Genomic DNA, 26,043 nt, shown 5'->3' with positions numbered 1-26,043 from the left:
TCAGACGCCCACGGCCGAGAGTTCGGCGAACTCCTCGTCGCTGAGCTCGATGCTCGCGGCGGCGACGTTGTCCTCGAGGTGGGACACCGACGACGTTCCGGGAATCGGCAGCATCACCGGGGATCGACGCAACAGCCACGCGAGGGCGAGCTGCGACGCGGAGACGCCGTGCCGCTGGGCCAGCTCCGTCAGCGGGCTGCCCTCCCCGGTGAGCTTTCCGGTGGCGAGCGGGAACCACGGAATGAAGCCGATGTTCTGCTCGGCCGACCAGTCGAGGAGCTCCTCGGAGGAGCGGTCCGTGAGGTTGAAGAGGTTCTGGACGGACACGATCGGAGCGATCCTCTGTGCTTGTGTCACCTCCTCGACGGACACCTGGCTGAGGCCGATGTGCCGGATCTTGCCCTCGTCCTGCAGCGCCTTCAGTTCGCCGACCTGATCTTCGAGCGCGACGTCCGGGTCGATGCGGTGCAGCTGGAACAGGTCGATGCGGTCCACACCGAGACGGCGCAGCGACAACTCGGCTTGCTGGCGGAGGTATGCGGGACGACCGACCGGGGTCCACTGCCCGGGGCCTTGCCGGGTGAGCCCGGCCTTGGTCGCGATCACGATGTCGTCGGCGTAGGGACGCAGCGCCTCGGCGAGCAGGTCCTCGGCCACCTCCGGGCCGTAGCTGTCTGCGGTGTCGAAGAAGGTCACGCCCAGCTCCACCGATCGCCGCAGCACGCGGATCGCCTCGTCGCGGTCACGCGGCGGCCCCCAGACGCCTTCTCCGGGCAGCTGCATGGTGCCGTAACCGAGCCGGGTGATCTCGAGGTCTCCACCGAGCAGGAAGGTGCCGCTCGCGTCGGCGGGGCGGGAAGTCGTCGATGTCGTCATGGCGAGTACGACGCCGTGGGGGTCGCAGGTATTCCTGCTCGTGATCGTCCCGCGCGCCACCACCGGTGGGCTCCGCACTACCACTGGGTAACATCGGGGCGATCCAGCGCGGCACGACGCCGCGACAGGCGAGAGTCAAGTGAGGGGCTGTGATGACGGAACGCGTCCAGGTCGGCGATCTGCAGGTGGCGGCAGTGCTGCACGAGTTCGTGGAGAAGCAGGCTCTGCCCGGCACGGGTGTGGATCAGGATGCGTTCTGGGCGGGTGTGCAGTCCCTCCTCGAGGATCTCGCGCCCCGTAACCGGGCGCTCCTCGAGGCCCGCGACGAGATCCAGGGCAAGCTCGACGCCTGGCACTCCGAGCACCCCGGAGCCGGCTACGACCGCGCGCAGTACAAGGCGTTCCTGAAGGAGATCGGGTACCTGCAGGACGAGCCTGCCGCGTTCGCGATCACGACCGAGGGCGTCGACACCGAGATCACCACGACGGCCGGCCCGCAGCTGGTCGTCCCCGTCCTCAACGCACGCTTCGCCATCAACGCCTCCAACGCCCGGTGGGGCTCGCTGTACGACGCGCTCTACGGCACCGACGCCATCTCCGAGGACGGCGGCGCGGAGAAGGGCACCAGCTACAACAAGGTGCGCGGCGACAAGGTCATCGCGTGGGCTCGCACGTTCCTCGACGACGCGGTGCCGCTGACGTCCGGCTCGCACGCGGACGCCACGTCGTACGTCGTCGACGGGTCCGCCCTGGCGGTCACCCTGTCCTCCGGCGACACCGTCGGTCTCGCGTCACCGGACTCGCTGCTCGGCTACACGGGTGAGCCGTCCGCACCGACCGGAATCCTGTTCGTCCACAACGGCTTGCACTTCGAACTGCAGATCGACGCCGAGAGTCCCATCGGCAGCACCGACGCCGCGGGCGTGAAGGACGTGCTGCTCGAGTCCGCGGTCACCGCGATCATGGACTTCGAGGACTCCGTCGCCGCCGTGGACGCCGACGACAAGGTGCTCGGCTACCACAACTGGCTCGGCCTCATGCGCGGCGATCTCGCCGAGGAGGTGTCGAAGAACGGGAAGACCTTCACCCGCACCATGAATCCGGATCGCGTCTACACCGCTCTGGACGGCTCCGAACTCGTGCTGCACGGCCGGTCGCTTCTGTTCGTCCGCAACGTCGGGCACCTGATGACCACCGATGCGATCCTCGACAAGGACGGCAACGAGATCCCCGAGGGCATTCTCGATGCCGTCATGACATCCCTGACGGGCAAGCACAGCCTGCGAGACGACGTCGCGCTGAGCAACAGCCGCACCGGCTCGCTCTACATCGTGAAGCCCAAGATGCACGGTCCCGACGAGGTCGCCTTCACGAACGAGCTGTTCGCGCGGGTCGAGGACGTCGTGGGCCTCCCCCGCAACACCCTCAAGGTCGGCATCATGGACGAGGAGCGTCGCACGACGGTCAACCTCGCGGCCTGCATCCTCGCGGCGAAGGAACGCGTCGTGTTCATCAACACCGGCTTCCTCGACCGGACCGGCGACGAGATCCACACCTCCATGGAGGCCGGAGCCGTCGTGCGCAAGGCCGAGATGAAGAAGCAGAAGTGGATCGCCGCCTACGAGGACTGGAACGTCGACACCGGTCTCGCGGCGGGCCTCGAGGGCAAGGCGCAGATCGGCAAGGGAATGTGGGCGATGCCCGATCTGATGCACGACATGCTCGAGCAGAAGATCGGTCACCCGCGCGCGGGTGCGAACACCGCGTGGGTCCCGTCGCCCACCGCGGCCACGCTGCATGCCACCCATTACCACCAGGTCGACGTCTTCGCCCGCCAGGAGGAGATCGCGAAGGCTCGCCGCGCCACGGTCGACGACATCCTCGAGATCCCACTGGCTGCCGACACCTCCTGGAGCGACGAGGACAAGCAGCGTGAGCTCGACAACAACTGCCAGTCGATCCTGGGATACGTCGTCCGGTGGATCGACCACGGCGTCGGCTGCTCCAAGGTTCCGGACATCGAGGACGTCGCGCTCATGGAGGACCGTGCGACGCTGCGCATCTCGAGCCAGCTGCTGGCCAACTGGGTCCGTCACGGCATCGTGACCGAGCAGGACGTCGTCGCCTCGCTGGCACGCATGGCGCCGGTGGTCGATCGGCAGAACGCCGACGACCCGACCTACCGACCGCTCGCCGAGAACTCGGATTCCAACATCGCCTTCAACGCCGCCAAGGACCTCGTCCTCGAGGGAACCCGGCAGCCGAACGGGTACACGGAGCCGATCCTCCACGCGCGCCGTCGCGAGTACAAGGCAGCGAACCAGGCATCCTGACAGGGAGGCCGGGAGCAGCACGAGAGAGGACGGGTCCCGAGGGTGGGAGAGCATCGTCGCACCGCGTCCACGTCGGGTGGTCGTCGCGGTGTGAGCCGCGGACCCGTCGTGGTCGTCGTCGTTCTCGTGCTGCTCGTCGCGGCCGTCCTGGGCTGGTTCGCCCTGCGCGATCGGATCACCGACGAGGGTGAGCAGGCCGCGAAGGCCTGTGTGGAGGGTGACGCCGTGCTGGCCGTCACGGCCGATCCCGACATCGCCGACGCCGTGCGTACGGTCGCCGCGGCGTGGGACGCCACGGCGCCGGTGGTGCGCGATCACTGCGTCACCACGACGGTGACCGAGACGGCGTCGGACGTCGCGGCAGCGGCCCTCGCGGCCGATCCGTACGACGCGGCGGCCGGTCCTCGTCCGTCGCTGTGGATCCCGGCGACCTCGGCGGATGCGGCGCCGCTGATCGACGCGCGGCGGGTCGACAGCACCCCGCGGTCTCTCGCCACCAGTCCCGTCGTCCTCGGCGTCGCGCCGACGCTCGCCGACACCCTGGGAGCGGCGGCCGTGGGGTGGGCCGACCTACCTCGTCTCGCCGCCACCCCCGGGTCGCTCGACGCCATCGGCGCCGTGGGCTGGGGATCCCTGCGACCGGCACTGCCGGCGGGGTCGACCACCACCGCGGCTCTGGTGTCGGTGGCTGCGGCGGTCGTCGATCCCACCGCCTCCACCGCGCCGCTGACCGCCGATCAGGCTGCGTCCGCGCCCGTCGTGTCGGCGGTCTCCGCGCTCTCCCGCGCGGCGACGGACGAGACTCCCACACCGCCCGCCGATGCTGCGGCCGCTCTCGATGCGATGGTGCAGGGCGACGACCCCGCGGCCGCCCCGGTCCACGCCGTCCCGGTCACCGAACAGCAGTTGTACGGCCGGATCACGGAGGGCCAGCAGCTGGCCGCCTTCCGCCCGGCCGGTTCGACGCCGAGTGCCGACCATCCTGCAGTGGTGCTCTCGGACGGTGATGCGACCGGACGCGCGGCTGCGGCCGCGTTCGCGGAGTTCGCCCGCGGAGCCGATCAGCAGCAGGCGTTCCTGCGACAGGGATTCCGCGTTCCCACCGCCGACGGAACCACCGAGGCGACACCTCCGTCGGTGGCGGGACTGACGTTCCCGGCGATCGGTCAGCCCGCCGCGTCGCCCGAGCCGGCGGCGCGCACGGCGGTGCTCGACGTGTCGGGATCGATGGAGTCGATCGACGGGTCCGCCACGCGCCTGACCAACGTGACGTCCGCCCTGCGTCAGGTGATCGGCGCGGTTCCCGACACCAGCCGAATCGGCCTGTGGACGTACAGCCGGGCACTGGACGGATCACGGCCGTACCGGGTGGAGGTTCCGCTCACGGAGGCGAACTCCGAGTCCCGCGCCGCACTGGACAGCTCTCTCGCCGGTCTGTCTCCCGCCACCGCCACCTCGACCTACGCCTCCGCGCAGGCCGCCTACGAATCGGCGGTGCAGAACTGGTCGGGCGACGGGACCAACTCGGTTCTTCTCGTCACCGACGGCCCGAACGACGACACCTCGATCTCCGCCGCGTCCTTCCTCCAGTCGATCGCCGCCGCGTCGGACCCTGCGCGTCCGGTCCGCATCGACGTGGTGTCGCTGACCCAGAACTCGGACATCGCGACGCTGCGCAGCCTCGCGGGCCAGACCGGAGGCGACCTCGTCGAGGTGTCCTCCTCCGACCCCTCACTCACCGCCACGCTCGACCGATTGTCCTCCGACCGGTGACGATCTCCACCGAATGCCGAAGGGCTTCCCCGTGATTCGCATGCTGACGTTCGCCGTGCTCCTGGCGATCGTGACGTTCGTCCTGCACCGCCGTCTGGTGGTGGCCACCGGACTCACCGGCGCCGCGCGCCTCGCCGCAGATGCCGTTCTCGTGGCGTTCTGGGCCGCCGCGGTGGTCGGGATCGGCAGCGGTGAGGTACTGGATCCCTCGTGGGCCCGCTACGTCGCGTACCCGGGTCTGACCTGGCTCGCCGCACTCCTGTACCTCTGCCTCGGTTCCCTGCTGATCGCCGTGGGCGCCCTGGTGGTGCGGATCGGAGCGCGTGTCGCCCACCGCGACGGGGTGTCCGCACGGCGCACCTTCGTGCGTCCCGCCACCGTCGTTCTCGTCCTCGGCACCGTGGTGGCCGTCGCGTACGGAGTCGTCGCGGCCGCCACCCCGAAGGTGACCCGGACGACAGTCGAACTCGCAGCACTGCCCGCGTCGTTCGACGGTGTGCGGGTGGGACTGGTGTCCGACCTGCACGTCGGCCCGGCGCGCGGCGAGGCGTTCGTGCAGGGGGTCGTCGACACCCTCATGGCGGAGAAGCCGGATCTCGTCATCATCGCCGGGGACCTCGTCGACGGAACCGTGGACCTCGTGGGCCCGGCACTGGCTCCGCTGAGCGAACTGTCGGCGCCCCTGGGTGTCGTGGTCACCAGCGGCAACCACGAGTTCTATGCGGGCGACGGCGGCGCGTGGCTCGACCTGTACGACTCGCTGGGACTGCGGGTCCTGCGCAACGAGACGGTCCCGCTCACCCGCGGCGTCGACACGATCGACCTGGTCGGCATCGAGGACCTGAAGGCGCCGGAGCCGTACGAGCCGGATCTGGCGGCAGCCCTCGAGGGCACCGACCCGGCCCGTTTCCAGCTGCTCTCGGCGCACCAGCCCAAGCAGGCGACGCAGGCGTCCGATCTCGGTGTGGACATGCAGGTCTCCGGCCACACTCACGGCGGACAGATCTGGCCGATCGTGTATCTCGTACCGCTGCAACAGCCCTCGGTCCAGGGCCTCGACACCATCGGCGACACCACGCTCTACACCACCCGCGGCGCCGGCGCCTGGGGTCCCCCGGTACGCATCGGCGCGCCGCCCGAGATCTCTCTGCTGGAGCTCCGGACGGCGCGCTGATCACATCGCGTCAGTGTCAGTAGGTCAGGCGAAGGCCTCGATCGGCGGGCACGAGCACACGAGGTTGCGATCGCCGTGTGCGCCGTCGATCCGCCGCACCGACGGCCACACCTTGGCGCGCGAGGTGCCGGCCGGGTAGACGGCCTCCTCGCGCGAGTACGGGTGCGTCCAGTCCGTGACGAGGCAGTGCGCCGTGTGCGGCGCGCCCCGGAGCGGGTTGTCGTCCACGGTCCACTCCCCCGACGCCACTCGTTCGATCTCCGCGCGGATGGCGATCATGGCGTCGACGAAGGCGTCGATCTCGTCGAGATTCTCGCTCTCGGTCGGCTCGATCATGAGGGTGCCCGACACCGGGAAGCTCATCGTCGGTGCGTGGAAACCGTAGTCCGCCAACCGCTTCGCGACATCGTCGACCGTCACCCCGGTGCGCTTGGTGATGGGCCGCAGATCGAGGATGCACTCGTGCGCGACCATCGAGCGATCGCCGGTGTAGAGCACCGGGAAGTACTCGTCGAGTCGGCGGGCGATGTAGTTCGCCGACGCGATCGCGGTGAGGGTCGCGCGCCGTAGACCGGCGGCACCCATCATGCGGATGTAGGCCCACGTGATCGGCAGGATGGACGCCGAACCGTACGGTGCGGCCGAGATCGCACCGGTCTCACCGAGACCCTCCACGAACGGGTGTCCGGGCAGGAACTGCGCGAGGTGGGAGCGGACGCCGATCGGACCGACGCCGGGGCCGCCGCCGCCGTGCGGGATGCAGAACGTCTTGTGCAGGTTCAGGTGGCTGACGTCGCCGCCGAAGCGACCGGGGCGCGCCACGCCGACCAGAGCGTTGAGGTTCGCGCCGTCGACGTACACCTGGCCACCCGCGTCGTGCACCGCGGCGCAGATGTCGCCGATCTCGTGTTCGTAGACGCCGTGGGTCGAGGGGTAGGTGATCATGATGGCGGCCAGCGACTCGGCGTGCTCGGCCACCTTGGCGCGCAGGTCGTCGACGTCCACGTCACCGTTGGTGCGGCACGCCACCACCACGACCTTCATCCCGGCCATCACGGCGGACGCCGCGTTGGTGCCGTGGGCACTGGACGGGATGAGGCAGATGGTGCGTGCGTCGTCCCCGCGGCTGCGGTGATAGTTGCGGATCGCCAGCAGGCCTGCGTACTCGCCCTGGCTGCCCGCGTTCGGCTGGAGGGACACCGCGTCGTAGCCGGTGACCGCGACGAGCCACTTCTCGAGGTCGTTGATGATGCGCGCCATGCCGGGAGCATCGTCCGCGGGCGCGAAGGGGTGCAGGGCGTTGAAGCCCGGCCACGTGATGGGCTCCATCTCCGCGGTGGCGTTGAGCTTCATGGTGCACGAGCCCAACGGGATCATGCTGCGGTCGAGGGCGATGTCCTTGTCGGACAGCGCGCGGAGGTACCGGAGCATGGCGGTCTCGGTGCGGTACCGCGTGAACGCCGGGTGCGTCAGGAACTCCGACGTACGGGAGAGGGCGTCGGGAACGGCGATCGGCGCGGAGCCGGAGGCCGGCTCGACACCGAAGGCCTGCAGCACGGCCTTCACATGAGCGTCGATCGTGGCCTCGTCGCAGGAGATGCCGACGTGGTCGTCGTCGACGAAGCGGAGGTTGATCGCGGCGGTCGTCTTCGCGGCGGCGACCACCTCGGCCGCGCGGCCGGGTACGCGGGCGAGGACGGTGTCGAAGTAGTTCTCGTGCACCACGGTGACGCCACCGGCGCGCAGCGCGGCACCCAGCGAGGCCGCGTGGCCGGCGACGCGACGCGCGATGGCGGTGAGCCCGTCGGCACCGTGGTAGCTCGCGTACATCGCGGCGACGACGGCGAGGAGCACCTGCGCGGTGCAGATGTTGGACGTCGCCTTCTCGCGGCGGATGTGCTGCTCACGTGTCTGCAGAGCCAGGCGGTAGGCGGGCGATCCGTCGGCGTCGACGGAGACGCCGACGAGTCGGCCCGGCAACTGACGAGCGTGGGAGGTGCGCACGGCCAGGTATCCCGCATGGGGTCCACCGAAGCCCATCGGGACGCCGAACCGCTGCGACGTGCCGAAGCACGCGTCGGCCCCCTGCTCGCCGGGCGAGGTGACGAGAGTGGCGGCGAGGAGGTCCGCGCCGACGGCCACGAGGGCGCCCCGATCGTGCGCCTCGGCGATCACCGACGTGAGGTCGACGATGCGGCCCGATGCTCCCGGCGTCTGCGACACGACACCGAAGAACTCGCCCTCGGGCAGGCCCGCCGCGAGGTCGGCGTCGACGAGCTCGATGCCGAGCGGCTCCGCGCGCGTCGCGATGACGGCGCGGGTCTGCGGGAACAGGTCGGTGTCGAGGACCAGGCGGGCCGACTTCGACTTGCCGGCTCGGCGCAGCAGCGTCATGGCCTCCGCCGCGGCGGTGCCCTCGTCGAGCATCGAGGAGTTGGCGATGTCCATACCCGTCAGGTCGGACACCATGGTCTGGAAGTTGAGCAGTGCCTCGAGTCGGCCCTGGCTGATCTCGGGCTGGTACGGCGTGTACGCGGTGTACCAGGCCGGGTTCTCGAGGATGTTGCGCACCAGGACGGGCGGGGTGAGCGTGGCGCTGTAACCCTGGCCGATCATGGACGTCGCGACGGTGTTGCTCGCGGCCAGCGCGGCCAGTTCGGCGAGTGCCTCGTGCTCGGAGACCGGCGCGGGCAGCGCGTCCAGACCGTCCGCGATGCCGTCGACGGCCGCGTCGAGGATGTCGGCGGGAACCGCGGCGGCAGCGAGATCGTCCAGGCTCGCCACACCGATGACGTCGAGGAGTCGCGCGGTCTGCTCCGCGTCGGGCCCGATGTGGCGGTCGACGAAGGTACGGAGTCCGGAGGTCGAGCGGGGTTCGGCGGTCACGTGATCTCCCGTGGTGGTGGCGAGGTGCACGCCCCACACGCAGGGAGGGACGCCCCTCTCCCTCTGTCGTGATGCCCGAGACCACCGGGCGCCTGAGAGATTCGGCCGCCGCGTGCGGCGCCTTTCCCCGTGGGCGGGTGGACGGTTCCACCACTTTCCAGAGGCGTCGGAGCCCGCACGGTCCCGGGTGCCTGAGAGATTGACGGAGAGGTGCTGCTCCTTCGGCGCTCGTCGGGCTCGGTCCTGTGACGGACCGTGTCCCGGCGAAGCTCTCCCGTGCGGCGTCGACGCTCCCTCAGTATATGGGAGTGCGCGCCGGCGGGTCAGCCGGTCTTGCGGCTCGCGCGATTCTTGCGGCGGGAGGCGAGCTCGTCCTCGGGCGTCGGCTGGCTCTCGCCGCCGTCGGCACGCTCGGCGGGGAAGTCGGCGATGGCACCGGTCAGTTCACGCATGGCTCCGCTGACCGCGATCCCGAAGACGCCCTGCCCGCCCTGCAGCAGGTCGACGACCTCCTCGGCGGACGTGCACTCGTAGACGGTGGTGCCGTCCGAGAACAGCGTGATGCGGGCCAGATCCGCCACGCCACGACGACGGAGATGGTCGACGGCGACGCGGATGTTCTGGAGCGAGATGCCGGTGTCGAGCAGTCGCTTGACGATCTTGAGGACCAGGATGTCCTTGAAGGAGTACAGCCGCTGGCTGCCGGATCCTGCCGCGCCGCGGATGGACGGCACCACGAGGCCGGTGCGGGCCCAGTAGTCCAGCTGCCGATAGGTGATGCCGGCGATCTGGCACGCACTGGGGACGCGGTAGCCGACCAACTCGTCCGGAACCGAATCGTCGGGGAAGAGACCGGGTTGCACCTCGTCCACGTCGTTCGATGCCAGCAGGCTCATCTGCTCCGGCTCCTGCGGCTGATCTGCCACGTGTTTCTCTCCCTCTCGGATGGTCCGCCTGGAGTCCTCGTCCGCGGACCTGTGCGGTACGCGCGGTGAGAACGACGATGACATCCGTGACGCTCGGCGAGGTCGAGAATACGCCCTCGCCGCGGTGAGCGGCACGTCCTTCATCGACCCGAACGCTATGGACCGCGGAGCCGTGAGGCAACGCGCCACGCGGTAAGCCTCAACCTCAACTCAAGGGTGAGACTCGATCGTTATCTAACCGTCGGTCGCCTTGAAGTCGTCCGGCGAGATGGTGTCCAGGAATTCCTTGAACTTCTCCACCTCGTCCTCGCGCTCGTCGGGCATGACCAGACCGGCTTCGGCCAGAACGGGCTCCTCCGCGAAGATCGGCACGCCGGCTCGCAGGGCGATGGCGACCGAGTCCGACGGGCGTGCCGAGACACGCACGTCCTGGTCGAAGACAAGGTCGGCGTAGAAGGTGCCCTCCTGGAGATCGACGATGCGGACTTCCTTCAGGGATCGCCCGAGGGCCGTGACGATGTCACCGATGAGATCGTGGGTCAGCGGACGCGGCGGTTGCACGCCCTGCTGCTCCAGTGCGATCGCCGTGGCTTCCGTCTGGCCGATCCAGATCGGCAGGTACCGTTCGCCGTCCGACTCCCGCAACAGCAGAACAGGTTGATTCTGTGGCTGCTCCACCCGGATACCGATCACGCGCATCTCGCCCATCGCGCCGCCTCCCAGCTGCTGTGACTCGTCGCCCGCGCACTCGACGGGGCGGACGTGCTCTCCAGTGTATTGACCCGCGGCGCCGACGACCGGCCGTGCGAGCGGCCGACGCACGCCCTCGGGACTACTTGTCCAGTATCCCGTGCACCGCGGACTTGACCAACGACGTGTGGAGCGACAGCGACAACGCGGCCAGCTCCCGGACGAGCTCCTCGGCGCGGTCTCGCGCGCCCGCGTCACGGCCCAGCGCCACCGGCCCGGCGACCTGAGCCAGCAGGTTCGCCTCGCGGTCCGCGGCGAGCTTGAACGCGCGCAGATGCCGCACCTCGAGTCCGTACTGCGCCATCGCCCACGCGGTGCGCACGAGCACCACGGCTTCCTCGTCGTAGAAGCCGGCCGGACCCGCCGAGACGAGGCCGCTCTTCTGCAATTCGAGCAGGAACGGCTCGTCTACGCCCGCACGCTCGAGCAGGTCGGCGCGACTCATTCGGACGCGCCGCTCCCCGAGAAACTCGGTGGGTGAGACACTTCCGGGCGCCAGAGCCAGGACACGAGGCCCCTTGGGCGCCGCGGCGACACCGTCGGGACCCACGGAACGGATGCCGTTGTCCAGCGCGTCCAGCTGCTCCTTGATGACCTTCAGCGGAAGGTAGTGATCACGCTGCGCCGTGAGGACGTAGCGCAGGCGCTCGCAGTCCTCGACGGAGAATCTCCGGTAACCCGACGCCGTTCGTTCCGGGGAGATCAGTCCCTCGGCCTCGAGAAAACGGATCTTCGAAATGGTGACGTCGGGGAAGTCCGGGCGCAGTCGATCGAGTACGGACCCGATCGACATGCCGCCACCGGACTGCTGCCCGACTGCCGTCATCAGCTACCTGCGCCGGCAGACGTCTCGCCGAGCTGACCGCCTGCGGACTGGCCCTTCGGACCGGTCAGGAACACGAGGCGGAACTTGCCGATCTGCACCTCGTCGCCGTTCGCCAGAACGGCGGAGTCCACGGGCTCACGGTTGACGTAGGTGCCGTTGAGGCTGCCGACGTCGACGACCTGGAAGTCCTCGTCGTCCTGACGGAACTCCGCGTGGCGACGGCTCACGGTCACGTCGTCGAGGAAGATGTCGCTGTCCGGGTGGCGTCCCGCGGACGTCGTGGGCTGGTCCAGCAGGAAGCGCGAGCCCGCGTTGGGGCCCCGCTTGACGACGAGCAGGGCGGAACCGACGGGCAGACCCTCGACCCCGGAGACCGGTGCGTCGGAGGAGCCCTGGGGCGCCGCTGCGGAATCGATCTCGTTCAGGAAGTCCGCTCGGAAGACCGAGGTGGTCTCCGCGGGGGACTCTCCGTAGACGCCGTCGTTGCCGTTATCGCTCACGTTTCTCCTCCTCGATCTGATCGCCCCTCACCCACGAGGCGATTCAGCACATTCTCTTGTCACGCTTGTCTGACGGTTCCGCGGTTCCCCGACCGGGGTGCCGCCGAACCACGTGAGGACCTTACCGACCGTACCTTGCACACACCGTCGCCCGGGCGTGCTTGCCCGCCCGCCGGGCACGGCTGTTACGTGGTCGTGATCGACGCGTACCCCTCGGCGTCCATCATCGCCTCGAGGGCGTCGTCGAGATCGCTCTCGGAGTCGACGGACAGGTCCACGAGCCAGCCGGCGCCGTACGGATCGCTGTTCACCAGTTCGGGGTCGCCGTCCAGTTCACCGTTCACCGCAACCACTTTGGCCGACAGCGGGGCGTAGATGTCGGAGACGCTCTTGGTGGACTCCACCTCGCCGAGCGACTCACCGGCCGACACCGCATCGTCCTCGGTGGGCAGCTGAACGAAGACGACGTCGCCGAGCTGCGACTGTGCGTAGTCGGTGACGCCCACGCGCACGGTGGTGGGGCCGGTCCGCTGGACCCATTCGTGCTCGGCCGTGTACCGCAACTCGGTGGGGATATCGGTCTGGCTCACGTGAACCGGGTCCTTTCGCAGGCGTTGTCGCGGTGCGGACGAGGAGAACCGCACTCGCGCTGAGCGTATTGGCGAGCTTTCCGCCTCCGCAAGGCGGGCGCTCCCCGGCTCATCGTGCGGTGAGCGGGAGGCGTCGGACCGGACCGAGCGCCAGGCCGAGGTACAGCGCGCCCGTGTAGAGGTACAGCGCGGTCCCCCACACCAGCAGGGCCTGCGCGGGAACCGCGATCACGTCGGCGCCGACCCAGTCCACCCGCGCGGCGAGGAGGAACGGCAGGGCGCTCATCAGGACGAACGTCGCGGCCTTGCCGAGGTAGATCACCTCGGGTGGAGCGAGTCCCCGCCGCCGGTAGAGCAGCAGGGTGAGTGCGAGGATGCCGTCCCGCGCGATCAGGACCACGGCCACCCACCACGGGAGGATGCCCGCGAGGGCGAACCCCACCAGTGTGGTGACGACGTACAGGCGATCGACGAACGGATCCAGCAGAGCGCCCAGGGCCGACGACTGGTCGAGCAGCCGGGCGAGCTTGCCGTCCAACCAGTCCGTGGCCCCGCTGAGCAGGAGCAGCAGCAGCGCCCAGCCGTACGCCTGCTCCCCCAGCAACAACCACAGGAACACCGGCACCCCGAGCAGACGAACGACACTCAGAGCATTGGGCACCGTCAGGATGCGATCGCCGACGACACCGGCGACCACGTCGCGAGGGCTGTCGGACGCCGGATCGGTCATCCCCCGAGCTTTCCACACGGGCGCGCCGTCCGGACCCGACGAGCCGCTACCGCCAGGCGAAGACCGGCTGCTCGTAGTCGTGCACGCGGGTGTGCCGCCCACCGAGCACCACCTCGCGGAACTGGTGCACCACCGCGCCCGTGGGCGCGTGCACCAGGCTCGAGCGAAAAGGCCACTGCACCACCGGTCGCGGCGACTCGGCGATCGACACGAACCGGGCGTCGACGTCGAGCTCGTCCGCGGTGACGCGGTACAGGAACTCCACCTCGTCCGGATTGGGCACCGCGTCCCCGGTCCAGTCCGCGATCCACACCACGAACGGACGGATGACGTAGCCGGAGCGGGTCCGATAGTCGTCGAGCGTCCCGAGCACGGAGTCCGGGCCGACTCGGATGCCGACCTCCTCGTCGAGTTCGCGCAGGGCGGCCTCGACCGGTGTCTCGCCGTCGTCGACACGCCCGCCGGGCAACGCGAACTGGCCCGGATGCGCGCGCATCCGGGAGGGCCGCTTCGTCAGCAGCACGTGCCGATCGCCGGGCTCCCCGCCGACGGCCACCACGACCGATGCCCGCCGTTCGTCACCGCCCTCGATGAGCCGACTCTCGAAACCGTCCAGCGTCCGCACGATCTCTGCACGTTCGAGGCGCGTGTCCATCAGGCGACACTAGCCAGGCTCACCGGGCCGGTGCGCGCAGCGCGCGCACGGCCGGCGCCGCCGAGTACGGCAGGATGCGCGAGCGATCCGCCGGAAGGGCCAGCTCCACGACAGCGGACTCGTCGATCCGGTACGGCTGCGCGAGCACCACGCCGGCGAAGGCCTTGCGCAGCCGTGACATCTCGGCCCGGACCGTGATGGCACGGCCGTTGTCGCCGAACAGTTCCGTCGCAAGTTCTGCCGCGGTGCGCCCGTCCCTCCTCGCGGCGAGCAGGAAGAGGATCTCCGCGTGCCGAGGTGTCGGCTCGTGGGACCAGGTTCCGAAGGGACTCGACACCTCGACCACGGTGCGCGAGGGGTCGGACACGTCGATGCGGATGTTCGTCGGCGTCGACTCCCCGTCGACCACCCCGTCGCGTTGCGAGGACGCCGGTCGCACCATCCAGCCACCGGGCAGCGGCTCCAGATCGCACACGCCGAGCGTCGGTACCCACAGTCGGCCCGGCGCCACCTCATCGGGGAGCAGCACCCGATTGCGCACCGGGACCGACGCCACCGCCGCGACCCACCCGTGCCCGTCGACGGCCAGCGCGGGCGTCTCCGACCGAGCCAGCATCGGCGCCGCCACCGAGCGCAGGTTGTCGAGCGTGCGTCGATGCTGTTCACGCAGTTGAGCTTCGGCGAGTCGAGACACGGCATCGATCAGCGCCAGCGTGGTCGGGTGCACCGAACTCGCGGGTCCGCTGACGTCGACGAGGCCCAGCACCCGGCCGGTACGCGGATCCTTGATGGGACTGCTCGCGCAGGTCCACGCGTGGTGAGTGCGCACGAAGTGCTCGGCGGAGAAGATCTGCACCGCCGAGCGCGAGACCAGTGCCGTGCCGATGGCATTGGTTCCCACACTGTCCTCGGCCCAGTCGGCCCCCTCGACGAAGCCGAGCCGATCGGCGCGGTCGAGCACCGAGGGTGCCCCGCTGCGCCACAGCACCCGCCCGAGCCGGTCCGCGACCACCAGTAGGTTGTCGGAGTCCTGCAGAACCGAACGCAGGCTCCCGGTCAACTCCGGCAGGATCTCCACGAGCCCCGAGTCCCGACGCATCTGCTCGAGTGCCGCGGCGTCGACAGCATCGGCGGGTCCGCGGTTCTCCGGATCCACACCCAGGTTCATCACGCGCTGCCACGAGTCACCGATGACGTCGCGGGGGCGAGCGGGCGCGCGGGCACCCGACATGGTCGCGTCGTACACGGCGGACAGCAGCTGCGCGTACCGACGTGGGTCCTCACCTGCCGCGACGGCGGGCTCGGGTTCGGAGGTTCGAGTCATCGACACCGATTGTGCTCCACATCACAGTGCGCGTCATGCCCGGGTCTGTCCCGATCGGTCATCGGTAGACGAGTCCGCCGTCGATGAGACCGGCCTGACCGGTCATGTACGCCGCGTCGGGCCCGGCGAGGTAGGACACGTATCCCGCGACGTCGTCGGGAGTCTCGGCTCGGCCCAACGCGATACCGCCCACGAACTTCTCGAAGGTCGCGCCCTCCTCCGCGCCGGTCAGTTCGGCGAACCGCTTGTCGATGGTGACCCACATGTCCGTGCCGACCACACCCGGGCAGTAGGCGTTCACGGTGATCCCGGCGGACGCGTACTCCTTGGCGGCGGCCTGCGTGAGACCGCGCACGGCGAACTTGGTGGCGCTGTACACACCGAGCATCTCGAACCCGTCGTGCCCTGCGATGGACGACGCGTTGATGATGCGGCCGGGCCGACCGAGTTCGATGAACGTCGCGGCGGCCGCCTGGATACCCCACAGCACACCTTCGACGTTGATCGACAGGATGCGGCCGACCTCCTCCGGCGTGGCCTCGGACAGCGGGCCGACGAGTGCGATCCCGGCATTGTTGACCATGATGTCGAGACCTCCCAGCTCGGCGGCGGCCCGGTTCACGGCGTCGAACACCTGGCGGCGATCGCTGACGTCGGCGACGATCGTCGTGGCTGCGCGACCGAGCTCCCGCACCTCGTCGGCGACCTGGCCGATGCCGTCGGGGTGCACGTCGACGAGCGCGATGTCCGCGCCGTCCCGCGCGAGTCGGAGGGCGATTCCCCTCCCGATTCCCTGTCCTGCGCCGGTGACGAGTGCGACCTGTCCGTCGATGCTCATGCGTGTCTCCTTCATGTGATGGTGATGTCCGGGACGGAGGTCAGAGCGACGGATCGACGAGAACCTTCATCTTCGTGCCGGCATGCAGTGCCTCGAAACCGTCGTCGATCACCGCGTCCATCCCGATGCGCGACACCCACCCGGTGGTGTCGTACACGCCGTCGGCCATCAGAGCGATGACGGCGTCGTAGTCGGCGGAGGTGTAGCAGAGCGACCCCTGGATGCGGGCCTCCTTCATCACCAGATCGAGAAGCGGTGTGGTGAGCGGCTTCTCGTAGATCGCCACGCTGACCATCGGCTTGCGGGACCCGACGCACGCCAGCGCGGTCGCCACCGCCGGCGCGACACCGGCCGCGTCGTACACGGCGTCGGCGCCGCGCCCGTCGGTCTCGTCGGCCACCAAAGCGGGGACGTCGACGGACGTGGGGTCGAGAGTGCGTGCACCGAGCGCCTCGATCGCTGCCCGCCGGGTCGCGGACGGCTCCACCACGAGGATGTCGTCTAGCCCCTTGCCGCGCAGCGCGAACCAGAGTCCGATGCCGATCGGTCCCGCCCCGAACACCATCGCGGTGTCGCCTTCGCGCACCTCACCCAGAGTCGCCGCGTGGTAGGCCACCGACATCGGCTCCACCAGCGCACCCAGATCGAGGGACACGGAGTCCGGCAGCGCGTGCAGCATGTCGGCCGGCACCACCGTGTACTCGGCCATACCGCCGTCGGACATCAGTCCGTGGAAGCCGATCGACTGGCACACGTTGTAGTTGCCGGCTCGACACGGACCACAGTGCCCGCAGCGGTACAGCGGTTCGATGGCGACGCGGTCGCCGATCGACCACCCCGTCACTCCCGCGCCGAGCTCGGTGATGGTGCCGGAGAACTCGTGTCCGAGAATCAGCGGCATCTGCTGACCGGTCAGGGCGTGCGGCTCGGTGGGGATGAAGATCGGACCGGCGTAGTACTCGTGCAGGTCGGTACCGCAGATGCCGTTGGCACCGACGGCGATCTTCACCTGATCCGGTCCCGGATGGGGCTCCGGGACATCGGCGATCTCCACCTTGCCGGGCCCGTGGTACACCGCTGCGCGCATCGTTCGACTCCTCACCGGCCGTCCCAGCGACGGCCGTGGTCACCGTTCTATGTGACTCGCGGCACAGCAGGACAGGGTTGCAGTCGGTTGCACCTGCGACTGCAACCCGCTGCAACTCTTCCTCCCGGACGCTGCGAGGCGTGTGCTGTGCATCACACCGGCACGACCACAGAACAACGCACGGAAATCGGAGTTTTCATGACCCAGACCCTCGAGCCACCCACGCAGACCACTCCGCAGGAGCGAGTGGATGCATGGCTGGCCGACTTCGAAGAAGCGCTCGCAGCACGCGATGTCGACCGCGTCGCCGCGATGTTCGCCGTCGACAGCTTCTGGCGAGACCTCGTGACGTTCACCTGGAATTTGAAGACCGTCGAGGGACGCGACGGCATCGCGGACATGCTGACGGCTCGACTGGACGATGTCGACCCGCGCGGCTTCCACACCACCGAGGCCCCGGACGAGGCCGACGGCGTCATCTCCGCCTGGATCGAGTTCGAGACGGCGGCTGCGCGCGGGAAGGGCCATCTACGTCTTCGCGAGGACGCCGACACCGGCACAGCCCTCGGGTGGACGCTGCTCACGACGATGCAGGAACTCAAGGGGTACGAGGAACCGCGAGGGCACTCGCGACCGATGGGTGCCGTGCACGGATCGAACACGGAGACGAAGACCTGGGCCGAGCGACGCGAGGCCGAGGAGAAGGACCTGGGATACGGCATCCAGCCCTACGCCCTGATCGTCGGCGGCGGTCAGGGCGGCATCGCTCTCGGCGCGCGTTTGCGTCAGATGGGCGTTCCCGCCATCGTCGTCGACCGCGGCGAGCGGCCCGGTGACCAGTGGCGGGGCCGATACAAGTCGCTGTGTCTGCACGATCCGGTCTGGTACGACCACCTCCCCTATCTGCCGTTTCCGGACAACTGGCCCGTGTTCGCGCCGAAGGACAAGATCGGCGACTGGCTCGAGATGTACACCAAGGTCATGGAGGTCCCGTACTGGACCAAGACCACGGCGGTGTCGGCGAGCTTCGACGAGACGGCCGGCGAGTGGACCGTCGTGGTCGATCGCGACGGCGAGGAGGTGACGCTGCGACCGAAGCAGTTGGTGATGGCGACCGGCATGTCCGGTAAGGCCAATATTCCGAACTTCCCCGGCATGGACGTCTTCCAGGGCGAACAGCATCACTCCAGTCAGCACCCCGGCCCCGACGCCTACGTCGGCAAGAAGGTCGTCGTGGTGGGATCCAACAACTCGGCGCACGACATCTGCAAGGCGTTGTACGAAACGGGCGCCGACGTGACGATGCTCCAGCGATCGTCCACGCACATCGTCAAATCCGATTCGCTGTGCGAGATCGCTCTCGGCGACCTGTACTCCGAGCGCGCCGTCGAGTCCGGAATGACCACGCAGAAGGCGGATCTGACCTTCGCGTCACTTCCCTACCGGATCATGCACGAGTTCCAGATCCCGGTGTATCAGCAGATCGCGGAGAAGGACAAGGACTTCTACGACCGCCTCGAGAAGGCCGGCTTCCAGCACGACTTCGGGGACGACGGCTCCGGACTCTTCATGAAGTACCTGCGGCGCGGCTCCGGCTACTACATCGATGTCGGTGCCTCGGAGCTGGTGGCGGACGGCAGCATCCACCTCGTCGGCGGCCAGGTCGATCACCTCACGGAGAACGCGGTGGTGCTGTCCGACGGGACGGAACTCGAGGCCGACCTGGTCGTCTACGCGACGGGCTACGGATCGATGAACGGCTGGGTGGCCGACCTGGTGGACCGGGAGACGGCCGACAAGGTGGGCAAATGCTGGGGCCTCGGTTCCGACACTACCAAGGACCCCGGCCCGTGGGAGGGCGAGCAGCGCAACATGTGGAAGCCGACGCAGCAGGACAACCTGTGGTTCCACGGCGGCAACCTGCACCAGTCGCGGCACTACTCGCTCTACCTCGGCCTACAGCTGAAGGCTCGGTACGAAGGCCTGGACACCCCCGTGTACGGGCTGCAGGAGGTCCATCACCTGCGCTGACAGACGCGTGCGCCGTGTGCGTGTCCCTCGACACGCACACGGCGGTCGTCGGAGCGAGAGAAAATCACTTCACGGTCGGTGTGAGGCCGGTCGTCACTGACCGAGCCAGAGCCGCTTCCGGCAGACGGCGAGCATGGGCTCGACCAGCCCGCGGTCGGTGACCCGAACGCCGTTCTCCAGCAACACCTTCACACGACCGAAGAACTCGTGGGGCGTGAGTCCGAACTCCACCAGGATGTCCTCGGCGCGGCCGCCGCCGTAGACGTACCACCGCCGCAGGAAGGCGACCATCGCGAGGTCGGTCTCCGACGGATCCGTCGGATCGGTGGACAGGGGTGCTGCGCCGGGCGTCGTCGACCGGGAGGCTGCGGGGAAGGGTGTGCGTGTCACGAGGCGAGTATTGCCCATCGATCCGACACTGCGGTGACGGATCGGTGAACATGCCGACGAGTCACAGCAATTTCTCAGCGGCTGTTCACTCCGGGACAGCGTGATCACCGGGCCGCGCGGGTATGTGATCCCCACCACGCCACCGCGGCGTCGTCCACCGTTCCGGTAGCGGAGGCAATAGATTCGACGGTGTTCGTCGTTCGTCGGCGGCACTACCGCCGGAGGGGCAGCACGATGAACGTTCGACACAGACGACCGGCCACCTGGTTCGCGACCGCCGCAGTGGGCGTCGCACTGGTCACCGCCCTCGCGGCCCCCGCGAGCGCCGCGCCCGCACCGGGCGACTTCTCCGGCGTCCCGGAGCGGACCTCCCTGTCGTACACCTCGCTCTCCACGGGCGTCCACGTCGGCACTGCCAACGAGAACGAGGCACGGCCGGGACTCTCCACGGTCAAGCTCTACCTGGCGGATCATGTGCTCCGACAGGGTGATTCGTCCGCGGAGGACCGCGACCTCGCCGCTCGCATGATCCAGGTGAGCGACGACTGGGCCGCCTCGCTGCTCGACAGCAAGTACCCCGGCGCCATCGACGCCGCGGCGCGCGAGTACGGACTGACCGCGACCTCGCGAGGCAGCTTCTGGGGCGACTCCTACACCAGCACGGCCGACACCGTGCGCTTCCTCGACACCAAGAAGCGCACCGATCCCGGCAGCCCCGTCCTCACGTGGATGACCACGGCGCTACCGGTCGCGGCCGACGGCACGGTCCAGGACTGGGGCACCGGTCGGCTCGCCGCCGCCACCGGAACGAAGTGGGGCTGGGCGGCGGACGACGGGTCCAGCGTCGTCGCCTCGGCCTCCATCGGCGACGACTTCACGGTCGCGGCCAACACCTACGGCGGCCCGGCGACCCAGAGCGACGACGTACTCACCGCGCTGGGGGCGTTCGATCTGGCGACCCCGACGATCGTGACCGCGCCGAGTGTTCCGTCGCTGCTGGACGCCATCCTCGGCATTCGCTGACACCGACATCGACCGGCCTCACGCCGACTTCTTACGACTCCGATTACCGGATCGAGCGGAGACCGCACCACCGAGCAGGATCATGCGCATGGTCCGTTCGGCGGCGTCGGTGAGCAACCGCTCGCCGTTCGCGACCGCCTCGGACAACGGCATCGGCACCGTGATGATGGACGCGATGGCGGCGATGCCCACGTCGTGCACCGCCGGCGCTCCGCGACCGAGTGATCCCGCCAACGCGATCACCGGCACGCCGAACTGCTGGCAGCGCCGCGCCACCTCCGCCGGGACCTTGCCACGCGGGGTCTGGAAGTCGATGGACCCTTCGGCAGTGATGACGAGGTCCGCCTTGCGGATTCGGCGGTCGAGGTCGATTCCCGACAGGCCCGAGTCCAGCAACGCATCGAAGCGGGACCGCAACTGCGCCCCGACCCCGGCCGCGAGTCCTGCACCCAGTCCGCCCGACGCTCCCGTGCCCGCTCCGGTCGCCACATCGCCGGTGGCCACACCGTCCTGCTCGAGGACGCGCGCCCAGTTGTCCAGGGCGGCGGCGAGTTCGTCCACCTGATTCGGGGACGCCCCCTTCTGCGGTCCGAACACGCGGGCGACACCGCTGGGTCCGCACAGTACGTTGTGCGGATTGCACGCGAGCACGACGTCGACCTCGGTGAGACGGGGATGCAGCGCCGTCAGATCGAGGTGGTGCGCCCGGATCAGTTCTCGACCGCCGCGCCCGATCTCATGGCCCTGCACGTCGAGGATCCTGGCGCCGAGCGCCTGCAGTGCCCCGGCTCCCCCGTCGCAGGTGCCGGAATCGCCGCAACCCACCAGGATCGTGTCCACGCCCGCGTCGAGCGCCGCGGCCATGAGCTGGCCGACACCGTAGGTGGTGGTCGCGCCGGGATCGCGCCGATCGTGCGGTACGAGGGAGAGCCCCGCCGCAGCCGCCATCTCCACCACGGCGACGGAGCGCTCGGAGCCACCGAGTCGGGCCCAGTGCGAGGGCACCGGCTCCCCCACCGGTCCGACGACCGTCGTCTCGTGAAGGGTGCCGCGCGTCGCGGCCGCCAGTGTGCGTGCCGTTCCCTCACCGCCGTCGGCGATGGGCGCGGTGTCGACCCGAACTCCGGGGAGTGCGCGCCGCACCCCCGATGCGATGGCGGACGCGACGGACTCGGCGCAGAGGCTCTCCTTGAAGCCGCTGGGGGCGACGAGGATGCGCTGGGGAACTCGTGTGGACATGGTTCTCCTGAGATAGGGGTGGGAGCAGTCAGGGCAGGTACAGCGGAAGACCGAGGGCAGGCCACAGCCATACCGAGCAGACGAGTACGAGAGCGACGGACACCGGGGCGACTGCGGCGGACAGGCGGAGAAGGTGGCCTGCCGAGAACCCCGGGACGGAGTCGCTCGCGGCGAACATCGCCACCGGTTTGGCCGAACTGGTGAGGGTGAGGCAGAAGCCGGCGGCAGCGGTGGAAGCGAACGCCGCGGCGGCGGGATCGATGCCGAGCACCGGCGCAGTGGCGACGACGACGGGGACGAGCACCGCGGAGCGGGCGGACCGTGACTGGACCACGAGGTGGGACAGCAGCGACACCAGCACCAGTACGACCACGAATACGGTCGCGGCGGACGACCCGAGCGCGCTGATGGGCCCGAAGGCCAGGTCGGCGAACCACTCGGCGGCACCCGTCGTGGTCAGCGCCACTCCGAGACACAGTGTTCCGGCCATGAAGAGCAGCAGGCTCCACGGGATGGTGCGGACGGCAGCAGGCAGCGTGGTGGCCCCGACGAACGGTGCCGACGCGAGCAGTGCGCCGATCATCGCGACGATGGCCGGTTCGACACCGTGCACCGGCTCGGTGCACCACAGGGTCACGACGGCGACCAGGACGAGCAGGACACGCTTCTGCGGGACGGTGAGTGGTCCGGCGGACCCGCCGAACGCGCCGCGTGTCACCGAGAGCGGTCGGCGTCGCTCCGCTCGATCGGTGAACAGGGACAGCGCGATCTCCGCCGCGAGATGCGACCACACGATCGCGAGCGGCAGTCCGAGGATCGCCCACTGCAGGAACCCGATGCCCGATCCGGTCGTCGTGCGCACGATCTCGCTGGTGATGAGGTGCGCGCCGGCCCCCAGCAGCGACCCGACCGCGGAGCAGAGGATCACCGCGGGGAAGACCAGGGACAGCGTCAGCACCACTCGGGGCCGTTCACGCAGAACGGTCGCCAGAGCGAGGAACACCGGCAGCGCCAGCGCAGCCCGGCCCGACGTCGACGGGATCGCGAAGGTCGTCAGGAGCAGCACGAGGGTGACCAGATGGACGAGCTGCCGCGGCGACCGGGCGACCGACAGCACGCGTGCCGCAACCCGAGCGGACAGGCCGCTGGCCGTCACCGCCGCGGCGATGACGAACGACCCGACCAACAGCCAGATCACGGTGTCACCCAGTGTGCGCGTGAAGGTCTCGGTGGACACGGGACCCAGGATCACCAACGTCAGAGCGGCGCCCAGAGCGACGTGGGTGTCGTCGAGGGGCGAGAAGATCCACATCCACACCGCGACGAGGAAGACCAGCACCGTGATCGTCCCGTGTGCGGTCAGATCGCCGGCCACTCCTGCCAGGACGACACCGACGGCGAGCACCGCGAGAATTACGGCACTGACGAGGGTCCGCGGCGACGGCGTCGGAACTCGCCGCGGCGTCCGGGTCGGGACAGGACTGGTGGGAGTACGCCGCCCGGGCGGCGTCGTCGCGAACTCGGTGACGGTCATCGGACGCGGTATCCCATCCCGCGCACGGTCTCCACGCGCTCGGCGCCGATCTTCGCGCGCAACGCACGCACGTAGACGTCGACCACGTTCGAGGCCGGATCGAAGTCGTATCCCCACACCTGCCCGAGGATCTGCTCACGGGACAGCACCTGGTCGGGGTGGCGCAGGAACGTCTCGAGCAGAGCGAACTCGCGCGCCGTCAGATCGACGACCGACTCCCCCACGTGCACACGGCGTGACCGCAGATCGAGACGAAGGTCCCCCGAGGTCAGCGAGTTGTCCGCCGAACCTGCGGTGTCGTCCTGCAACCGCAGGCGTACCCGTGCGAGGAGCTCGGCGAACTGGAAGGGCTTGGTCATGTAGTCGTTGGCGCCGCCCTCGAGCCCGGCAACGGTGTCGCGCACGCTGTCCCGAGCGGTCAGGACCACCACGGGTGTCGACACACCCTCGCCGCGCAACTGTCGGAGCACCGTGAACCCGTCCATCGCCGGCAGGCCGATGTCGAGCACCACCATGTCGAAGCCACCGCCACGCGCCATCATGAGCGCGGTCTCGCCGTCGGCGACGTGCTCGGTGGTGTACCCGGCGGCCCGCAGACCCTTGCCGACGAAGGAGGCGATGTGGATGTCGTCCTCCGCGATCAGGATTCGGCTCATCGGATCTCCTTCGTGAGTGCATCGTCTGTCGTGAGCGCCGGGCCGGTCTCGGACCGCGGGCTGTGGCCCGGAGCCGGGAGGTCGAGGCCGAACGTCGCCCCCTCGCCGTGCACACTGCGCACCCAGGCGGAGCCGCCGTGGGCGTCGGCGATGGCACGGACGATGGCGAGTCCGAGGCCGGCTCCCGACCGCGCTGCCGGTGACGTCCGGTCGGCGGGCGATCCGCGTTGGAAACGGTCGAAGATGACGGGCGCGTCCTCGGGGCGGACACCGGGCCCGTCGTCGGCGATCCACAGCGACAACCGTCGAGCGTCCCCGTCGTCGTGGAAGGTCGATCCGAGCCGGATGCGGCTCCCGTCCTGGGTGTGTCCGACGGCGTTGGCCGCGAGCTGGACCATGGCCTGCGTGACGCGCTGGGCGTCCAGAACACACGAGCCCTCCGCGACCTGCATCAGCAACCACTGCCGATCGCCGAGCGTCTGCACCTTCGACTCGATGTCGAGGACGAGTTGCGCCGCATCGACGGGGGCGGGCACGACGAAATCGGGCTGCTCGGCCTTGGCCAACATGAGCAGATCGCTGACGATCCGCCCCATGCGGGCGAGCTCGCTGTCGACGAGCGCCAACGTACGCCGCCGCTCCTCCGGGTCCTCCGACATGAGCTCGAGATGCCCCCGGACGATCGTGATCGGCGTGCGCAGTTCGTGTCCGGCATCGTCGACGAACTGTCGCTGGGTGGTGTACGCCTGCTCCAGCCGGTCGAGCATCGCATTGAACGTCTCGGCGAGATCGGAGATGTCGTCGCGCCCGTGGACCGGGACGCGCGCGGTCAGATCCGTCTCCCCGATCTCGGCCGCGACCGTGCGCACCGTGCGGACGGGAGCGAGAATGCGACCGGCGACGAGATACGCGATTCCTGTCGTCAGCAGCAGTCCGACGGCGCCGACCACTGCCATGGTTCGCATGGTCCGATCGACGAGGTCGCGGTTCGCACTGGTGAACGCCGTGACGACGAACGTGCCGGCGCGCCCGGTCGCGTCGTCGATGACGACGTGACCCCAACGCATCTCACCGATGTCGGTGTCCAGCACACCCGCGGGGTCGGCCGAGCCGACGACCGTCGCGAGAGTCGGCGACCCGGGGGTCAGCACCGTCGGCATCTCGACGCCGGGCTGAGTGAGCACCGCGTCGCCCACCACACCGAACATCACCTCGCCGGTGCTGGCCGACTGCCGTGCCAGGTACACCTCGAGCAGTCGTTCGACCGACACGAACGGCTGCGTCGTCGTGGGGTCGACCCCCTCGGACGCGAAGGTGCGGAACTCCTCGGCTTCTTGCGCCACATCGCCGTTGGCGCGCACGTCGACGTCGCGCAACAGCAGATTGCGGGCGGTCACCAGCACGACCACCAACAGAAGAAGGGTCGTCAACATGATCCAGGCGGTGATCTTCCACCGTGCCGGAAGAGCCGATCCGCGGCGAGCCGAGACACCGGCGGCGTCACTCATCGTCGTCACCGCCGTCGACGTCCTCGGCGCCGTCATCGCCGTCGTCCGCGTCGTCGTCCGCGTCGTCCTCGGAGAAGTCGACGATCGGCGGTGCCTGCACTGGGGCCTGAACTGGCGGCGGTGTGATCGGAGCGGGAGCGGCCGGCGCGGGCGCGGGAGAGGCGGGCGGGACATCAGGTGTGGGAGCGATCACCTCGGGCGTCGGCTCCGGCGCCACACTCACCACGACGGGCGAGGGGTCGAGGCGTGGCGCCGGTGATCGCGTCACCAGGACCCCGGCGACGAGAACGCACGCGATGGCCACCAGGACGGCGGCCGCGGCGAGTGGGCGGGAGGAGCGCATGACAGCAACTATGCCGGGGGTCCATGACCGTCCCATGAGACGACGATGAAG

General features: G+C 69.3%; 23 protein-coding genes and 1 riboswitch. Of the genes, 5 read left to right on the top strand and 18 right to left on the bottom strand.

Going from position 1 to position 26,043, the window contains the following annotated elements; all coding sequences use genetic code 11:
* Nucleotides 1–876 carry an aldo/keto reductase gene (locus HQ312_RS00215; protein WP_222637498.1) on the bottom strand — a complete coding sequence of 292 codons (876 nt, stop codon included), beginning with the start codon at nucleotides 874–876 and terminating at the stop codon, nucleotides 1–3.
* Between the two features lie 152 nt (nucleotides 877–1,028).
* Here HQ312_RS00215 and HQ312_RS00210 point away from each other — a divergent pair, with 152 nt between their 5' ends.
* Genes HQ312_RS00210 through HQ312_RS00200 form a run of 3 tightly spaced genes read left to right on the top strand, consistent with a single transcriptional unit; the run spans nucleotide 1,029 to nucleotide 6,156 of the window.
* Nucleotides 1,029–3,209 carry a malate synthase G gene (locus HQ312_RS00210; protein WP_222637497.1) on the top strand — a complete coding sequence of 727 codons (2,181 nt, stop codon included), beginning with the start codon at nucleotides 1,029–1,031 and terminating at the stop codon, nucleotides 3,207–3,209.
* 42 nt (nucleotides 3,210–3,251) lie between these two features.
* Entirely contained in the window at nucleotides 3,252–4,982 is a 1,731-nt protein-coding gene (locus tag HQ312_RS00205; protein WP_222637496.1) for a VWA domain-containing protein, read from the top strand.
* Nucleotides 4,983–5,013: 31 nt separating this feature from the next.
* Nucleotides 5,014–6,156, top strand: a complete 1,143-nt coding sequence (locus HQ312_RS00200; RefSeq protein ID WP_222637495.1) for a metallophosphoesterase — start codon at nucleotides 5,014–5,016, stop codon at nucleotides 6,154–6,156.
* Between the two features lie 24 nt (nucleotides 6,157–6,180).
* Here HQ312_RS00200 and gcvP read toward each other — a convergent pair whose 3' ends face one another.
* The 11 genes from gcvP to HQ312_RS00145 form a co-directional block, all read right to left on the bottom strand.
* A complete protein-coding gene (gene gcvP / locus HQ312_RS00195) occupies nucleotides 6,181–9,042 on the bottom strand; it encodes an aminomethyl-transferring glycine dehydrogenase (protein WP_222637494.1) in 2,862 nt (953 codons plus the stop codon).
* A gap of 168 nt (nucleotides 9,043–9,210) precedes the next feature.
* A riboswitch (glycine riboswitch) is annotated at nucleotides 9,211–9,329 on the bottom strand.
* 36 nt (nucleotides 9,330–9,365) lie between these two features.
* Nucleotides 9,366–9,968, bottom strand: coding sequence for a MerR family transcriptional regulator (locus HQ312_RS00190; protein ID WP_027505438.1), 603 nt, complete (start codon nucleotides 9,966–9,968; stop codon nucleotides 9,366–9,368).
* A 234-nt stretch (nucleotides 9,969–10,202) separates the two neighbouring features.
* Nucleotides 10,203–10,676, bottom strand: a complete 474-nt coding sequence (locus HQ312_RS00185; protein WP_027505439.1) for a bifunctional nuclease family protein — start codon at nucleotides 10,674–10,676, stop codon at nucleotides 10,203–10,205.
* A 124-nt stretch (nucleotides 10,677–10,800) separates the two neighbouring features.
* Entirely contained in the window at nucleotides 10,801–11,544 is a 744-nt protein-coding gene (locus tag HQ312_RS00180) for a MerR family transcriptional regulator (RefSeq protein WP_027505440.1), read from the bottom strand.
* A complete protein-coding gene (gene garA, locus HQ312_RS00175; protein ID WP_027505441.1) occupies nucleotides 11,544–12,044 on the bottom strand; it encodes a glycogen accumulation regulator GarA in 501 nt (166 codons plus the stop codon). The genes HQ312_RS00180 and garA overlap by 1 nt, the downstream gene beginning before the upstream one ends.
* Before the next feature lie 185 nt (nucleotides 12,045–12,229).
* The gene (gene gcvH, locus HQ312_RS00170) at nucleotides 12,230–12,634 is read right to left on the bottom strand and encodes a glycine cleavage system protein GcvH (RefSeq protein WP_027505442.1); all 405 of its coding nucleotides are present in this window, start codon (nucleotides 12,632–12,634) and stop codon (nucleotides 12,230–12,232) included.
* Nucleotides 12,635–12,743: 109 nt separating this feature from the next.
* Nucleotides 12,744–13,364, bottom strand: a complete 621-nt coding sequence (locus HQ312_RS00165; protein WP_056444439.1) for a CDP-alcohol phosphatidyltransferase family protein — start codon at nucleotides 13,362–13,364, stop codon at nucleotides 12,744–12,746.
* A gap of 46 nt (nucleotides 13,365–13,410) precedes the next feature.
* Nucleotides 13,411–14,019: a CoA pyrophosphatase gene (locus tag HQ312_RS00160; protein ID WP_222637493.1), complete on the bottom strand. Its 609-nt coding sequence runs from the start codon at nucleotides 14,017–14,019 to the stop codon at nucleotides 13,411–13,413.
* Nucleotides 14,020–14,038: 19 nt separating this feature from the next.
* Entirely contained in the window at nucleotides 14,039–15,343 is a 1,305-nt protein-coding gene (locus HQ312_RS00155; RefSeq protein ID WP_222637492.1) for a GAF domain-containing protein, read from the bottom strand.
* A gap of 58 nt (nucleotides 15,344–15,401) precedes the next feature.
* Nucleotides 15,402–16,181: an acetoin reductase gene (locus tag HQ312_RS00150; protein WP_222637491.1), complete on the bottom strand. Its 780-nt coding sequence runs from the start codon at nucleotides 16,179–16,181 to the stop codon at nucleotides 15,402–15,404.
* Between the two features lie 40 nt (nucleotides 16,182–16,221).
* A complete protein-coding gene (locus HQ312_RS00145; protein ID WP_222637490.1) occupies nucleotides 16,222–17,268 on the bottom strand; it encodes a 2,3-butanediol dehydrogenase in 1,047 nt (348 codons plus the stop codon).
* A gap of 198 nt (nucleotides 17,269–17,466) precedes the next feature.
* Between HQ312_RS00145 and HQ312_RS00140 the strand changes: the two genes are divergently transcribed.
* Nucleotides 17,467–19,299: an NAD(P)/FAD-dependent oxidoreductase gene (locus tag HQ312_RS00140; protein ID WP_222637489.1), complete on the top strand. Its 1,833-nt coding sequence runs from the start codon at nucleotides 17,467–17,469 to the stop codon at nucleotides 19,297–19,299.
* Nucleotides 19,300–19,392: 93 nt separating this feature from the next.
* Here the strand turns inward: HQ312_RS00140 and HQ312_RS00135 are convergent, their stop codons facing one another.
* Nucleotides 19,393–19,689 (bottom strand): DUF3263 domain-containing protein, encoded by a 297-nt coding sequence (locus tag HQ312_RS00135; protein WP_222637488.1) that lies wholly within the window; start codon nucleotides 19,687–19,689, stop codon nucleotides 19,393–19,395.
* Nucleotides 19,690–19,923: 234 nt separating this feature from the next.
* On the opposite strand from HQ312_RS00135, the gene HQ312_RS00130 reads away from it, so the two are divergent.
* Nucleotides 19,924–20,712 (top strand): hypothetical protein, encoded by a 789-nt coding sequence (locus HQ312_RS00130; protein WP_222637487.1) that lies wholly within the window; start codon nucleotides 19,924–19,926, stop codon nucleotides 20,710–20,712.
* 18 nt (nucleotides 20,713–20,730) lie between these two features.
* Here HQ312_RS00130 and HQ312_RS00125 read toward each other — a convergent pair whose 3' ends face one another.
* From HQ312_RS00125 to HQ312_RS00105, 5 genes are read right to left on the bottom strand one after another with little or no spacing between them, the layout of a single operon-like run.
* The gene (locus tag HQ312_RS00125) at nucleotides 20,731–21,951 is read right to left on the bottom strand and encodes a glycerate kinase (RefSeq protein ID WP_222637486.1); all 1,221 of its coding nucleotides are present in this window, start codon (nucleotides 21,949–21,951) and stop codon (nucleotides 20,731–20,733) included.
* Nucleotides 21,952–21,979: 28 nt separating this feature from the next.
* Complete coding sequence (locus tag HQ312_RS00120; RefSeq protein WP_222637485.1) at nucleotides 21,980–23,485, bottom strand: SLC13 family permease; 1,506 nt, start codon at nucleotides 23,483–23,485, stop codon at nucleotides 21,980–21,982.
* A complete protein-coding gene (locus HQ312_RS00115; protein WP_056444417.1) occupies nucleotides 23,482–24,141 on the bottom strand; it encodes a response regulator transcription factor in 660 nt (219 codons plus the stop codon). The genes HQ312_RS00120 and HQ312_RS00115 overlap by 4 nt, the downstream gene beginning before the upstream one ends.
* On the bottom strand, nucleotides 24,138–25,649 hold the full coding sequence (locus HQ312_RS00110; protein ID WP_222637484.1) for an ATP-binding protein: 1,512 nt from the start codon (nucleotides 25,647–25,649) through the stop codon (nucleotides 24,138–24,140). The genes HQ312_RS00115 and HQ312_RS00110 overlap by 4 nt, the downstream gene beginning before the upstream one ends.
* Nucleotides 25,642–25,992, bottom strand: a complete 351-nt coding sequence (locus tag HQ312_RS00105; RefSeq protein WP_222637483.1) for a hypothetical protein — start codon at nucleotides 25,990–25,992, stop codon at nucleotides 25,642–25,644. The genes HQ312_RS00110 and HQ312_RS00105 overlap by 8 nt, the downstream gene beginning before the upstream one ends.
* Nucleotides 25,993–26,043: the final 51 nt, after the last annotated feature.

Origin of the sequence: Rhodococcus sp. BP-316, assembly GCF_019836105.1 — a bacterium.
Classification (GTDB): Bacteria; Actinomycetota; Actinomycetes; order Mycobacteriales; family Mycobacteriaceae; genus Rhodococcoides.
The sequence above is the reverse complement of the archived record's forward strand: the minus strand, read 5'-3'. Positions and strand labels throughout refer to the sequence as shown.